Consider the following 12,776-nt stretch of genomic DNA (forward strand, 5'->3'; position numbering starts at 1 on the left):
GTCACCGTGCTATTGGCCTCCGCCGTGCCGGTGACCGTGGGCTGGTTGTTGCCGGTGATGCCGTCGCTGTGGCTGGACCCGGTATCGGTGGCGCTATTCAGCGCCACACCGGACGGCGTGGGCGGCGCGCTGGTGTCGATCACCACGTTATAGGCGCTGGATTGACCACTGCTGACCCCGCCGCTGCTAACCACGGCGGTAATAGCGTGCGAGCCGGACGTCAGGCTGGAGACGAAGCTGTAGCTCCATGCTCCGCTCCCATCCGCAGTGACCCCGTCGATCGGCACCCCATCGACATAGATGGTGACGAGGCTGTTGGCGATCGCGGTACCGGTGACCGTGGGCGTGGTGTTACTGGTGATGCCATCGCTATGGCTGCTGCCGGTATCGGTGCCGGCGGTCAAGCCGCTGACGCTAGGCGGCACTAGCTGCACCGCTATCGCCCGGCTCGCCGTCGCGCTGGTTTTGATGCCGTCGCTAACGCTGAAACCGATAGTGCGAGTGGCGGTGTTGGGAGAACCCGCGGTGTCGTTGTAAGTGACCGCGCGCAAGGCCGCCTGCCATTGCGCCAAGGTGGCCGTCGCGCCGCTGGACGTCAGCGTCAGTACCCCGGTGCCAGCGTTATAACTGGCCGTGATATTGCCGAAGGCGCTGCTACTGGTGTTGCTGAAGGCCAGCACGTCCTCGCCGCTATGGAAGTTGCCGGTAATCGCCACCGTGGCGCTGGCCAGCGTGGCGTTGTCCCGATCAGAAACGGTGAGGCCGCCGTCCACCTGCGTGGCTCCGCCGCCAACGACATAAGCCCCAGCGCTGCCAGTGGTGGTGGCGATCGGCGTTTGGTCCGTCGCCGCCACCGTCACCGTGCGTGTTACCGCGGCACTATCCTTGCTACCGTCGTTGACACTGAAGCTGACGGTACGGGTGGCGGTATTGGGCGTCACCGCAGTGTCGGTGTAAGTGACCGCGCGCAGTGCGGCCTGCCATTGCGCCAGCGTCGCCGTGGCGCCGCTGGACGTCAGCGTCAGCACTCCGGTGCCGGCGTTATAACTGGCCGTGATGTTGCCGTAGGTGCTGCTATTGCTGTTGTTGAAGGCCAGCACATCCTCGCCGCTATGGAAGTTGCCGGTGATGGACACTCGGGCGCTGGCCAGCGTGGTGTTGTCCAGGTCGCTGACCGTAATGCCCGTGTCCACCGCCACCGGCGTGGACGTCGTATTGTCCCCGGCGGTGAAGGCCGCGCTGCCGCCGCTCGCGGTGGCGATCGGGGTTTGATCGGTGGCGGCCACCGTCACGCTGCGAGTCACCGCCACGCTGTTCTTGCTGCCGTCGTTGACCTGGAAGCTGACGGTGCGGGTGGCGGTGTTGGGCGTCACAGCGCTGTCGGTGTAGGTCACCGCGCGCAGTGCGGCCTGCCATTGCGCCAGCGTCGCCGTGGCGCCGCTGGAGGTCAACGTCAACACCCCGGTACCGCTGTTGTAGCTGGCGGTGATGTTGCCGAAGGTGATGGCGCTGGAGTTGCTGAAAGCCAACACGTCCTGACCGCTCTGGAAGTTGCCGCTGATGGACACCGTGGCGCTGGCCAGCGTGGTGTTGTCCAGATCGCTGACTGTAATACCTGGGTCCACCGCCACCGGGGTGGACGTCGTATTGTCCCCGGCGGTGAAGGCTGCGCTGCCGCCGCTGGCGGTGGCGATCGGGGTTTGATCGGTGGCGGTCACCGTCACCGTGCGCGTCACGGCACTGCTGCTGGCGTTGCCGTCGTTGACCTGGAAGCTGATGGTGCGAGTGGCGGTGTTGGGACTGACCGCGCTGTCGGTGTAGGTCACCGCGCGCAAAGCCGCCTGCCACTGCGCCAGCGTGGCGGTGCCCCCGCTGGACGTCAGCGTCAGCACCCCGGTGCCGCTGTTGTAGCTGGCGGTGATGTTGCCCATGGTGCTGCCGTCGTTACTGAAAGCCAGCACGTCCTCGCCGCTATGGAAGTTGCCGGAGATGGAAACGGTGGCGCTGACCAGGGTGGGGCTGGCGCTGTCGGCGACGGTGAGACCACTGTCTACCGCCACCGGGGTGGAGGCAGTGTTGTCGCCGGAGGTGAAGGCGGCGCTGCCGCCGCTGGTGGTCACTACCGGCACCACGGCGACGTTCACGGTAGAAGCCAGCGCCAGCGTGGTGGTGTCGACGCCGCCATTGCTGGTGCCGCCGTTGTCCTTGACGCTGGTCAGCGTCACCACCCGGTTGCCGGCGGTGGGGCTGCCGTTGCTGTCTCGATAGGTGATGCCGTTGACCACGCTGGCCGCGGTGCTGCCGGATATGCCGCTGCTGCTGATGGATACGGTAGCGGTGCCGCCGGAGAGCGAGACGGTGACGCTCAGGCCGTTGCCGCTGGTGGTGACCGAGTTACCGTTGGTCAGCGCCACATTGCTGCCGTCTATGGATAGGATTTCGCTGCTGCCGTCATGCAGGCCGGACACGGTCAGCGTCAGCAGGATGATGCTCTGGCTGGATTCAATCGCGCTAACGCTGGCGCCGCTGAACACCGCCACCGCGGAGCCGCCCATGGCGAAGGTGGGGTTGCTCGCCGTGGCGCTGGTGGTAGGCGCGTCGTTGACCGCCGCCACCGCCACCGTCACATTGCTGGAGCCCGTACCGCCACGGCCGTCGTTGACGCTGACGTTGACTGTGCGGGTGGCGGTGTTGGGGTCGTTGCTGGTGTTGTTGTAAGTCAGCGCCGCCACCAGCGTGGCCACTCGCGACGGGGTGGCATTGCTGTTGAAGGTGACGATCAGGTCGTGACCGCCGACACCATCGCCATTGCTGGCGATCACCCCTATGCTCACCCCGCCCACCGTCACCACGCTGCCCACGCTGGTGCCGCTGGACAAGGTCACCGTGCCGCTGGTGTCGATGCCCAGCACATCCTGGCCGCTTTGTCCGTTGGCGGAAATGTGCACGGTCAGATTGCCGCTGTTGAAGTTGGGCGTGTCGCTATCCGTCACCGTGACCGCGGTGCCGGTATCCAGTTTCACCGCGCCGCCTTTCTCGGTGAAAGTGGGATTGTCGCCGTTGAGGTTGCCTATCACCGGCGCGGCGTCCGCCGCCACCGTCACCGTCTTGGTCACCGAGCTGCTGTTGATCGCGCCGTCGTTGATGGCGAAGCTGATGGTGCGGGAACTGGTGTTGGGCGACAGAGAACTGTCGGAATAGGTCACCGCGCGCAAAGCGGCCTGCCATTGGGCCAGGGTGGCCGTCGCGCCGCTGGAGGTCAGCGTCAGCACCCCGGTGCCGGCGTTATAACTGGCCGTGATGTTGCCCATGGTGCTGCCATTGTTGGTGAAGGCCAGCACATCCTCGCCGCTGTGGAAGTTGCCGGTAATGGACACCGTGGCGCTGGCCTGGGTGGTGCTGTCGGAATCGGACAGCGTGATGCCGCTGTCCACCGTCACAGCGGTGCCGGTGCCGCTGCTGTAAGCACTGGAGCCGCCGCTGGCGGTCAGCGCCGGCGCAAAACCGAAATTGATGGCGTTGATGGCTCCAATGCCTATCATGCCGGTCACATTGTGACCGTTGGCCGCCAGTACCCGGAAGGAATCAATGCCCTGGAAGGCGCTGTTGCCGGATACGTTGAAAGTCACCAACCCGCCGCTGCCTTGCAACACGTCGCCCACGTTCTGCGTCAGCGTCGCGCCGCTGACCGCGGAACCGTTGATATAACCGACCAGTTGCAGATTGCCGCCGGCAGTGCCGGAGTCGAAGCCGTTCAGCACCACGCCGATGGAATTCAAGGTAAAGCGGCTGTTGTCGTTGGACTTGACGCTGAAATAGGAGATGGGGATGTTGCCGTCGCTATAGCCGTCCACCGTTTCCGTGGTCACCGAGCCTATTTTTTCGACAATGATCGTCTGGCCGCCGTTATTGACGGAGCCCAATTGCAATGTGAAATCCCAGCCTTGCAAGGGACTGGCGTTCACCACGCTGCCGGATGGGTTATAGGTGTTGCCGTCCGATGTGGTGAAATCGGTGGTGCCGGTTACCGGCCGCGCCAGCAGAGCGTCGTAACTGAAATGCAATGCATCCACGTCGATATGGCCGCTGTTGCGCTCCAGCGTCCAGTCGCCGCCCAGCCTTGCCGCGCCGGTGGCGTCGGTGGACGCGGCCACATCGGCATGGGTATAGCGGGACAAGGCGTTAACGAAGGCCGCGCCGCTGCTGCCGGCGGCGATATCGCAGCCGTAGAGCAGAATATCGCCGTCCGGCCGCAAGGATTGACCTATGGTTTTCAGGTCCGCCTGGCGGCTGTCCAGCTTGGCGGTGGTCAGCTCCACACTGCCCAGCATCAGGTCCGCGCTCTGACCGTGGGAAATGATGTGAATGGCGGCATAGCCGTGATGGGTTTTGGCCCACTCGGCAATCTGGCTCAGGCCGTCCTTGCCGGCGTCCAACACCACCACCTCCATGCCGGCCGGCATTTGCGACAGCAGGCTCTGGTAATTGACGACATTGGATTCGACAAACACCACCTGTTTGACCGGCGCAACCGGTGCCAAGGCCGCGGCGAACTTCTCCGCCAGCCGCTCCACCGCGGCGGACCGCGGCGCGGCGGGCGTCTCCGCCGGAGCCGGTCGCTCCACGGGGTGCGGCGCGTCCGCATGCGCCGAGGCGGCGGCGGCCGTGGCCGCCGCCGCGCCGTCAAACATCAACCTGGGCTCCAAGGCCTGCAATAGCAAGCGGGAGCGTTTGAGAACCGGTGTCTTCTTATGACTGCCTTGCGATTGCCCCGCTGATTTCCACCAACCCATCACGCTCTCCCCGATCATTTCGGCTTAAAGCACCGGTCGAACCACGCCTATGACTGCATCCAAAAAGCTGCTCAGCGGATTAGAACCTGTATCAAAGCAAAAATAAATGACAATTAAATAAATTCAAATCAGAACAACTGCGATAACGTAACAAACCAGGCCGCTTGCAAGCTGACAAAAGCTGTCAACCTCAACGAAGAAGGCCCCTCTTTAAAAAATAGTTGTTCCTCACGCGAAGTAAGCTAAGTGCAAATACGTAGCGCACACGATATTTGTCCAACATATGCGATATGCCACGGCTTGCCCTCGCCCGCGCCATCCCGTATCGTTCGTCCGCCGTCCGCTCCATCCAAGGATTTCTCCATGCCCGCCACCCCGCTCTACTGCGCCTGTCCCCGCCGCCTGGACGCCGCCCGCCTGCTAAGCCAGCGTTTTGCTTTGCCGCTGCTGGAGCAAAGACCGCAACAAGGCTATTGGCTGGAACTGGGGGAGGAACGACTGGAACTGCTGACCACAGGCAAACACGGCGCGGTGTATGCGGAATTCGTCGAAGGCGCGGCCAAACATCGCCGCGAGCAGGGAGGCGGCCGCGGCCAGCCGGTGGCCAAGGCCATCGGTCTGAAAGGCGCCAAGGAGCTGCCCTATGTGGTGGACGCCACCGCCGGCCTGGGCCGCGATAGCTTTGTGCTGGCCGGTCTGGGCTGCCGCGTCACCCTGGTGGAGCGCTCGCCGGTGGCCGCCGCGCTGCTGGCCGACGCGCTGGAACGCGCCGCCGGCCACCCGGACACCGCCGACATCGCCGCTCGCATGCAACTGGTTCACGCCAGCTCCATCGCCTGGCTCGCTGCGCTGAGCGAGGCCGAACGGCCGGATGTGGTCTTCGTCGACCCGATGTTCCCGGATACCGACAAGAAAAGCGCGGCCGCCAAAAAGGACATGCAAGCCTTTCAGCAGGTGATAGGCGACGACCAGGACAGCGCCGCGCTGTTGCAAGCCGCCATCGCCGCGGCCAAGAACCGCGTGGTGGTGAAACGGCCGCGGCTGGGCGCGGCCATCGAAGGCGTGAAACCGTCCGCGGTGCTGGACGGCAAGTCCACCCGTTTTGATCTTTACGTGATCAAGGCCTTGAACCCGGCTCTGGGCTAACGCCATCAGGGACCTGTTCCCGCTCGTCCATCCCATAGTCCCGCAACACCGCCGCCACCCGCAGCCGGTAATCGGCGAACAAAGCCTCCCGGCCCTGCCGCTGCGCCGCGCGATGCGGCTCCAGCCGCCGCCAGGCCGCCACCGCTTCTTCATCGCGCCAGAACGACAACGACAGCATCTTGTTCGGCCGGTTCAGGCTGGCGAAACGCTCGATGGACAGGAAACCGTCCGCCGCCGCCAACTCCCGCCCCAGGCGTTCCGCCCAGCCCAGATACCCATCCCGGCCGCCCTCGGCCAGTTCCACCTCGAAAATCACCGCAATCATTCCGCACTCCCTTCCTCGTCGTAGATGCGCACGCGCGCATTGGGCAGCCGGCGAAAACGCGCCGCCGCCGTCAAGGTTTTCCAATCCGGCCGCACCGCCACCAGGGCGGCCAAGCCGCCGCGGGCAATCTCCAGCGCCAGCGCCTGGCCCGGACACGCATGCCTACCCGCGCCAAACATCAAGCCTTCGCCCGGCCCTGCCGGGTCAAGCGCCGCCGCGGCCAACACCACCAGCACGGAAGCGCCGGCCGGTACCGTCTGCCCGCCGTGGGACCACTCCCCCGCGCTAAAGCGACGGGTGTTGTGCAAGACCGGATCATGCAAGGCCAGCCAGGCCCAATCCGCCGCCACGCCCGCCGCCAGCGGACGGCCATGGGCCTGATGCCAGACCGCGGCGGCGAACAGGCCGGCGCCGGCGTCCAGGCTCTGGAACAGCAGGCCGATCACATTCGCCGTCAGCGCCGCCTCCTCCGCCGTCCACTCGCGTCGCAGCGCAGCCAATACGCCGCCGGACCGCGGCAAAGCCTTGGCCACCCGAGCCTGCAACGCCGCCAAAGCCCGTTCCCCGCTCGCCTGCGCCTCGGCGTCGGCATCCGCCGCCAACGCCCGCGCCAAGGCCGCCACCTCCGCGACCACACCCGGCGCGTCCTCCATCGGCAGCCCCAGCAAACTCGCCAGTGTCAGCACCGGCAAACCCTGCGCCATCCGGTCCAGCAAGCCTCCATTCAATGGTTCGCGCGCCAGCCAGTCTCGCGCCAGACTTTCCGCCAGACCTCCGGCCTCCGCGCCCGCCACCGTCGCCAAGGCCCGGTTCAAGGCCGCCTTCAAGACCGGATGGCGCGGCGCCTCGCTCATCCGCGCCCACAGACAGAAAGTCCGCGCCACGCCGCCGTCGCCCAGTTGCGACGGCGCGGGCTGTTCCACCGGCCGCACCCGGCATGTCGCTGAAGCCAGCGCCGCCTGTACCGCCGCGTGGCCGGCGGCCACCCACAACCCCAGGCCAGCATCAAAATACAATGGCTGTCGCTGCGCCAGATCCCGGTAATAGGGATAGGGATGGGCGTGGACCACCGCCGCCAGCGGGTCCGAGGGCCAGGCGCTCACGCCGCCGCTCCCAGATACCGCCGCCGCGTCAGCTCCACGCAGCGCGCGCGCGAGCTACCCGCTCGCTCATGCGGCGCAAACGGCGCCGCTACCTCGTCCAGCAAATCCACCGCCCACGCCAGGCGCTCACGTTCGGCCGGCGCCAACCCGGGCCGGCGTTGACGATCCGTCAACGCGTCGATCAGCGACACCAGCGCCTCCTTCTGCGCGACCTCCCCCGGCAAGCCGGCGCGGGTGCACACCCCGTAGCTTCCGGCCAGGAAATCCCGCCACACGGCCGCCAAGTCCGGCTCCGCCTCGGCAGGAGGCAGCTCCAACGCCGCCAGCCCCTCGCGCCACGCGCTCTCAAAGCCGGTGCGCAAACGCTCCGGCTCGCCGTCCAAGGCCAGCGCCTGACCCAACCAACACAGCATGCCTCGCGGATACCAGGCCGACTCCGCGCTCAAGGCCGCCGAGCCCATGCAGGACGCCGCCTCCCCGGCCAGCGTCAGCCGATACGACGGCCACGGCGCCGCGCCGGCCCGCTGCCAGCCGCGCAAAGTGTCCAGGCTCATGCCGCTGCGCGCCAACAGCTCCGGTTCCGCCAGAAAATGACGGCGCAAATAGTCCAGCAAATCCTCCACTCCCGCTCTCCTTGTTCCAACTTGACGATGGGTTTATCGTAGCCGGCGGCGTCCGCCAAAGTTTCAGCCAAGGATGAACCATGCTTGCAACCCCGCACGACCGTATACCCGACATCAGCCGCCTGGCCAGCCTGCTGGCCGATCCCGGCCGCGCGCTGATGCTGCTACTGTTGCAAGACGGCCGCCTCTACCCGGCCAGCGACCTGGCCCAGGCCGCCGGCCTGTCGCCGCAAGCGGCCAGCAACCATCTGGCCAAGCTGCTGCACGGCCAGGCGGTGCGGGTGGAACAGCGCGGCCGCCACCGCTATTACGGGCTGGCCAGCCCCGCCATCGCCCATGCGCTGGAAGCCTTGTCCGCCGCCGCCGGCCACCACGCCGCGGTGCGCCCCAAGGGCAACGCCGACATCCGCCTGGCGCGCAGCTGCTACGACCACCTTGCTGGCCGGCTGGGCATCGTCGTCGCCGACTTCCTGCAACAGCAGCAACTGCTGCAACGGCGGGATGAACGCGAGTTCGCGGTGACGCCGGCCGGCTCGGACTGGCTGGCGGCGCGGCTGGACATTCAACTGGACGGCATCGCCCGCCCGCGCCGGCCGCTGGCGCGGGCCTGCCTGGACTGGAGCGAACGCCGCGACCACATCGCCGGCAGCCTGGGCGCGGCCCTGTGCCAGGCCTTTTTGCTGCGCGGCCTGACCGAGCGCCGCAACGACAGCCGCGCCTTGCGGATCACGCCGGCCGGTTACGCCTTCTTGAAGCAGGAATGCGGAGTGCGCAGCGAGCAGCTGCGGGGGGAGTGAGGGGGATATAAGGTGGGTATCGCCGGACGGCGATACCCACGCGGCGGAGGTCAGCGATTGCGCAGGCGGATGCGACGGAAACGCGCCTCCAGCTTGAGCCGTTGTCCCAGCGCCAGATAGAACTGATGTTGGCTATCGACATGGCGGTAGACCCTGACCCGGTCGGCACCCAACAGCATCATGATTTCCAGATAGTAGAAGAAACCCATCCACTGGCCGCGACCATCGCGGTCGTCAAAATCGATGTCGCGCGCCACACGGCTGAGCAGGCCCTTACCAACGTATTCGCGGTTGTCCTTCATCCATTGCAGCAAATGCGCCGCACATTCGCGGCCGTAGGCGCTGTCGGCGGGGGAATCCTTACGGGGCGTGGGCATTTGCCAGTAATGCGCATAGGTGCGGCCGGGGCAGAAACGAACAAAGGGAAGCAAGGCTTCCTGCTGCTCCAGCGAGTGCAGTTTGTAGCGGCGGCGACGGGGGAAGTTTTGAGCGTGATGCATGGTGTTTCTCCTGCTGTGACACAAGATAAACCACCTGCCGAGAGAAGCTGAGGTATTAGGCAGGCGCGTGGCAGGATTGGCGTACCGGATGAATCCCAGACCGGTGAGTGCATGGCACTCTCCCACCATGCGCCTGCCAAATGGCGCGGCCATGGTAAAGCAGCCTACGCAGTGGTGCGTAGGCCTGTTAGTTGGGATTCATAACGGGACGCCAATCCCGTGTGCCGCTTGTTTTGGCGACAACGGGGGGATTGTTGCCGAGGGGGCGGTTGGGGTCAAGGTGGGGTGGTTGCTTTGATTGAGCGTGGTTTATTTGGTTAGGTGATCTGGTTTTGAATCCGCTACGCGGATATTGATTTAGGTGCCGCTTTCCGCGCGGCGAACGGGGAGGGGGCGGGCCGCCGCCCCCTTCCATCCCCGCTCGTCCCCCAGGACGCGAAACCCGGAGCGCGCCCCGAGGGGACACTTGGGCGCTACACAAAGTGGTCTTTTTTGAATAAGAGGGGTCGTTTAGCAAAGTGGGGCATTTCTGTGGGTAACTTGGCCCCATTGCTCTTGTCTGTGGATAAGCCTAGCTCCCTATAAAGAAAGCATGTATCCGACGCGCCCCAGGTCCCTTCAAGCCTGCCGACGGGTGGCAGGCCCGAGGTCTTAAGCGGCTGCTTGTTCGAGCAGCGCGACGTTAGCGCGCTGCGAGTTCAGCCGCGCCTCGGGCCTGACGGGAACCGGCGGGAAGCCGTAGGCCAGGCTTGCAGGGCGGCCTTTGGGGTGAAGGGGAATTTGGCCGCGCAAATTCCCCTTCCTGCCCGCCGGGCAGCCCCGGCAATCAAAAATATCATCCGCGCAGCGGATTCAACAAAACAACTCTCTCCAAGCACAAAGCTATCTAAAGACCGTAAGCCCCTCCACAAAACCAATCCCAAGCCATCGGCACACCCCCGCCTCCCCTGCTACACTAAACCCCCGCCATGACCCCGGCATTCCCGCCATGCACACCGCCCCCGCCCTCATCATCATCGACATGCAACAAGGCATGAGCCGCCCCGAAGCCGGCCCGCGCAACAACCCCCAGGCCGAAGCCAATATCGCCCAACTGCTGAACGCCTGGCGCCAGGCCGGCGCGCCGCTGGTTCACGTGCGCCACATTTCCCGCACCCCCGGCTCACCGTTCTGGCCCGGCCAGCCCGGCGTCGAATTCCAGCCGGCGCTGACCCCGCTGGCGAGCGAACACGTCATGGAAAAGAACGTGCCGGACGCCTTCGCACACAGCGGCCTGGAACGCTGGCTGCGCGTGCGCGGCATCGAACAACTGCTCATTGTCGGCGTCAGCACCAACAACTCGGTGGAAGCCACCGCCCGCAGCGCCGGCAACCTCGGCTTCCGCACCCTGGTGGCCGCGGACGCCTGCTTCGCCTTCGACAAAGTGGACTACGCCGGCACACCCCGCAGCGCAGATGAAGTGCACGCCATGGCGCTGGCCAATCTGGACGGCGAGTACGCTCGCGTCGTTGAATGCGCCGACATTCTGCGGCAACTGCAATAAACCCTGATCAGGAGCTCAACCATGCAATTCGGTTACACCATTCTCTACGTCTCCGACGTCGCCGCCTCGCTGGCCTTCTTTGAAAACGCCTTCGGCCTGAAGCGCCGCTTCCTGCACGAATCCGGCGATTACGGCGAACTGGACACCGGCGCCACCACTCTGGCGTTCGCCGCCCACCCGCTGGGCCGGATGAATCTGCCGGAAGGCTATGTGGCGGCGGACGCCTCGCCGCTGCCGCTGGGCATGGAAATCGCGCTGGTCACCGACGACGTGGCCGCCGCGCACGCCCAGGCCTTGCGCCACGGCGGCGTTGAACTGCAAGCGCCGTCGCTCAAGCCCTGGGGCCAGACCGTGTCCCATCTGCGTTGTCCGGATGGCTTGCTGTTGGAGTTGTGCTCGCCCATTTCCTAAAGAACCTGTTCAAGGTCTGCCGCGCTTCGGCGATACGGCGTTGAAAACGTCTTCGGAATGCTCATGTACTTCTTGTAGATTCCGCTTCCTCAGCCGTTTTCGCCTTGCCTCGCTCTTGCTCGCGAGACTTTGAGCCGGCTCTAAAGCGCCAGCCCAGAACCAGCAACAACACAGCGCCGGCCACGGCGGCCAACGTCAGTTGCGGCCACGGGCCGAAGCCGCGCAGCGGAAACAACAGCAGGCCGGCGGCGGCCAGCGGTACGGACGCCGTCAGGCCCTGGCGGACCAGCCTTGGCAACAGGCCCTGACCCAAGCGGGCGGCGAGCAGGCCGCCGGTCAGCCATACTCCCGCCAAGGCGGCCAGCGCCAGGCCGGGCAAGCCCAGCCAGCGCGGCAGCGTCAGCAGCAGCGCCGCGCTCAACGCGCTGCCCGCCAGTTCCAGCAGCATCGGCCCGCGGGTATCGCCGCCGGCGTAGCAATAGCGCGCCAACAGCGCGTTCCAGGCGCCGAACACAATGCCCGGCGCGTACAGCGCCAGCAGCAGCGGCAGGCTGCTCGCCGCCAGCCCGGCCGGCAGCAACAAGGCCACCAGCGCCGGCGCGGCGCCGATCAAACCGGCCGCCGCCGGCAGGGTCAACAGAGTGCAGGCGGCCAGGCCGCTATCCAGCAACCGCAGCCGGTCCGCGCCCAGCGCTCCGCTCATCTTGCTCAACAGCACCTGGTTCAAACTCATCAGCGCGATCAGCGGCAGATTGATCAGCTTGCGCGCCAGGTTGAGCAGGGTAATCGTCCCCTCCCCCAACAACGAAGCAGCCACCCGCTCCAGCAAGCCCAGGCCCTGGCTGGCGGCGCCGCTGGCCAGCAAGGGCCACAGCTGCCGCCAGGCCTGGCCGGCTTCGCCGCGGCCGGCTCGCAGCCAGGGCCGCCAACCCAGCCGCCAGTTGCCGGGCAGCAGCGCCGCCGCCATCAGCAGGCTGCCGACAAGAAAGCATTGCGCCAGCGTGGCCGCCTCCGCGGCCGGTCCGGCCCAATACAGGTATGACACCGCCGGCAGATTGAACAGCAGCGACCCCAACCCGGCCAGCAGGAAACGGCCCTGGGCTTGCAGCGGCGCCGCCAGCGCCGCCTGGACCAACAGGCCAGGCGCCAGCCAGGCCAGCCAACGCAGCGCGGCGGCGGCCTGCGCCGCGTGAGCGACGTCGACGCCGGGCGCCAGCGCCCGCGTCAGCCATGGCGCGGCCAGGCTCAACAACGCGGCCAGGCCCAGGCCAACGCCCAGCCAGTGGCGCAGTTGACCAGCCAGCCAGGCGCCGCGCCGCGCCGGCGTCTGCGCTTGCCACAAGGGCAGCAGCGCGGCGGACAGCAAACCGCCGGCCAGCAGAGTGCGCAAGGCTTCCGGCAGGAACATCGCCACCAGAAAGGCGTCGCTGCGCCCGCCGGCCCCCCAGGCGGCCACCAGCAGCCACTCGCGGGCGAAACCGGCCAACAGGCCGGCCAGCGTGGCCAGGGTCAATAAGGCGGCGGGACCGAACATG

At 66.4% G+C, this 12,776-nt stretch carries 10 protein-coding genes; 4 read left to right on the forward strand and 6 right to left on the reverse strand.

Going from position 1 to position 12,776, the window contains the following annotated elements:
• On the reverse strand, positions 1-4,691 hold a 4,691-nt coding region (locus tag BR71_RS22290), incomplete at its 3' end, for a DUF4347 domain-containing protein (RefSeq protein ID WP_244269684.1).
• Positions 4,692-5,156: 465 nt separating this feature from the next.
• On the opposite strand from BR71_RS22290, the gene BR71_RS22295 reads away from it, so the two are divergent.
• Complete coding sequence (locus tag BR71_RS22295; RefSeq protein WP_043642338.1) at positions 5,157-5,939, forward strand: class I SAM-dependent methyltransferase; 783 nt, start codon at positions 5,157-5,159, stop codon at positions 5,937-5,939.
• Here the strand turns inward: BR71_RS22295 and BR71_RS22300 are convergent.
• The 3 genes from BR71_RS22300 to BR71_RS23220 are packed head-to-tail and all read right to left on the reverse strand — an operon-like array spanning position 5,911 to position 7,990.
• Positions 5,911-6,264, reverse strand: coding sequence for an antibiotic biosynthesis monooxygenase family protein (locus BR71_RS22300; RefSeq protein WP_043642340.1), 354 nt, complete (start codon positions 6,262-6,264; stop codon positions 5,911-5,913). The two genes, BR71_RS22295 and BR71_RS22300, sit on opposite strands and share 29 nt — an antisense overlap.
• Positions 6,261-7,367, reverse strand: a complete 1,107-nt coding sequence (locus BR71_RS22305; protein ID WP_043642342.1) for a cytochrome P450 family protein — start codon at positions 7,365-7,367, stop codon at positions 6,261-6,263. The genes BR71_RS22300 and BR71_RS22305 overlap by 4 nt, the downstream gene beginning before the upstream one ends.
• Complete coding sequence (locus tag BR71_RS23220; RefSeq protein WP_052371019.1) at positions 7,364-7,990, reverse strand: DUF6058 family natural product biosynthesis protein; 627 nt, start codon at positions 7,988-7,990, stop codon at positions 7,364-7,366. The genes BR71_RS22305 and BR71_RS23220 overlap by 4 nt, the downstream gene beginning before the upstream one ends.
• A gap of 80 nt (positions 7,991-8,070) precedes the next feature.
• Between BR71_RS23220 and BR71_RS22315 the strand changes: the two genes are divergently transcribed.
• Positions 8,071-8,787 carry an ArsR/SmtB family transcription factor gene (locus tag BR71_RS22315; RefSeq protein WP_043642344.1) on the forward strand — a complete coding sequence of 239 codons (717 nt, stop codon included), beginning with the start codon at positions 8,071-8,073 and terminating at the stop codon, positions 8,785-8,787.
• 50 nt (positions 8,788-8,837) lie between these two features.
• Here BR71_RS22315 and BR71_RS22320 read toward each other — a convergent pair whose 3' ends face one another.
• Complete coding sequence (locus tag BR71_RS22320) at positions 8,838-9,287, reverse strand: hypothetical protein (protein ID WP_043642346.1); 450 nt, start codon at positions 9,285-9,287, stop codon at positions 8,838-8,840.
• A gap of 988 nt (positions 9,288-10,275) precedes the next feature.
• On the opposite strand from BR71_RS22320, the gene BR71_RS22325 reads away from it, so the two are divergent.
• The gene (locus BR71_RS22325) at positions 10,276-10,830 is read left to right on the forward strand and encodes a cysteine hydrolase family protein (RefSeq protein ID WP_043642348.1); all 555 of its coding nucleotides are present in this window, start codon (positions 10,276-10,278) and stop codon (positions 10,828-10,830) included.
• Positions 10,831-10,851: 21 nt separating this feature from the next.
• Positions 10,852-11,241 (forward strand): VOC family protein, encoded by a 390-nt coding sequence (locus BR71_RS22330; RefSeq protein ID WP_043642350.1) that lies wholly within the window; start codon positions 10,852-10,854, stop codon positions 11,239-11,241.
• Positions 11,242-11,302: 61 nt separating this feature from the next.
• Here the strand turns inward: BR71_RS22330 and BR71_RS22335 are convergent, their stop codons facing one another.
• Entirely contained in the window at positions 11,303-12,775 is a 1,473-nt protein-coding gene (locus tag BR71_RS22335; RefSeq protein WP_081862789.1) for a lipid II flippase MurJ, read from the reverse strand.
• Between the last annotated feature and the right edge of the window lies 1 nt (position 12,776).

The organism is Chromobacterium haemolyticum DSM 19808 (genome assembly GCF_000711885.1).
Classification (GTDB): domain Bacteria; phylum Pseudomonadota; class Gammaproteobacteria; order Burkholderiales; family Chromobacteriaceae; genus Chromobacterium; species Chromobacterium haemolyticum.

What these genes read in the sequence shown, in the direction of transcription:
- BR71_RS22335 (WP_081862789.1), bottom strand. Translation starts at nt 12,775, where the DNA reads ATGTTCGGTCCCGCCGCCTTATTGACCCTGGCCACGCTGGCCGGCCTG.
- BR71_RS22300 (WP_043642340.1), bottom strand. Translation starts at nt 6,264, where the DNA reads ATGATTGCGGTGATTTTCGAGGTGGAACTGGCCGAGGGCGGCCGGGAT.
- BR71_RS22320 (WP_043642346.1), bottom strand. Translation starts at nt 9,287, where the DNA reads ATGCATCACGCTCAAAACTTCCCCCGTCGCCGCCGCTACAAACTGCAC.
- BR71_RS22295 (WP_043642338.1), top strand. Translation starts at nt 5,157, where the DNA reads ATGCCCGCCACCCCGCTCTACTGCGCCTGTCCCCGCCGCCTGGACGCC.
- BR71_RS22325 (WP_043642348.1), top strand. Translation starts at nt 10,276, where the DNA reads ATGCACACCGCCCCCGCCCTCATCATCATCGACATGCAACAAGGCATG.
- BR71_RS22330 (WP_043642350.1), top strand. Translation starts at nt 10,852, where the DNA reads ATGCAATTCGGTTACACCATTCTCTACGTCTCCGACGTCGCCGCCTCG.
- BR71_RS22315 (WP_043642344.1), top strand. Translation starts at nt 8,071, where the DNA reads ATGCTTGCAACCCCGCACGACCGTATACCCGACATCAGCCGCCTGGCC.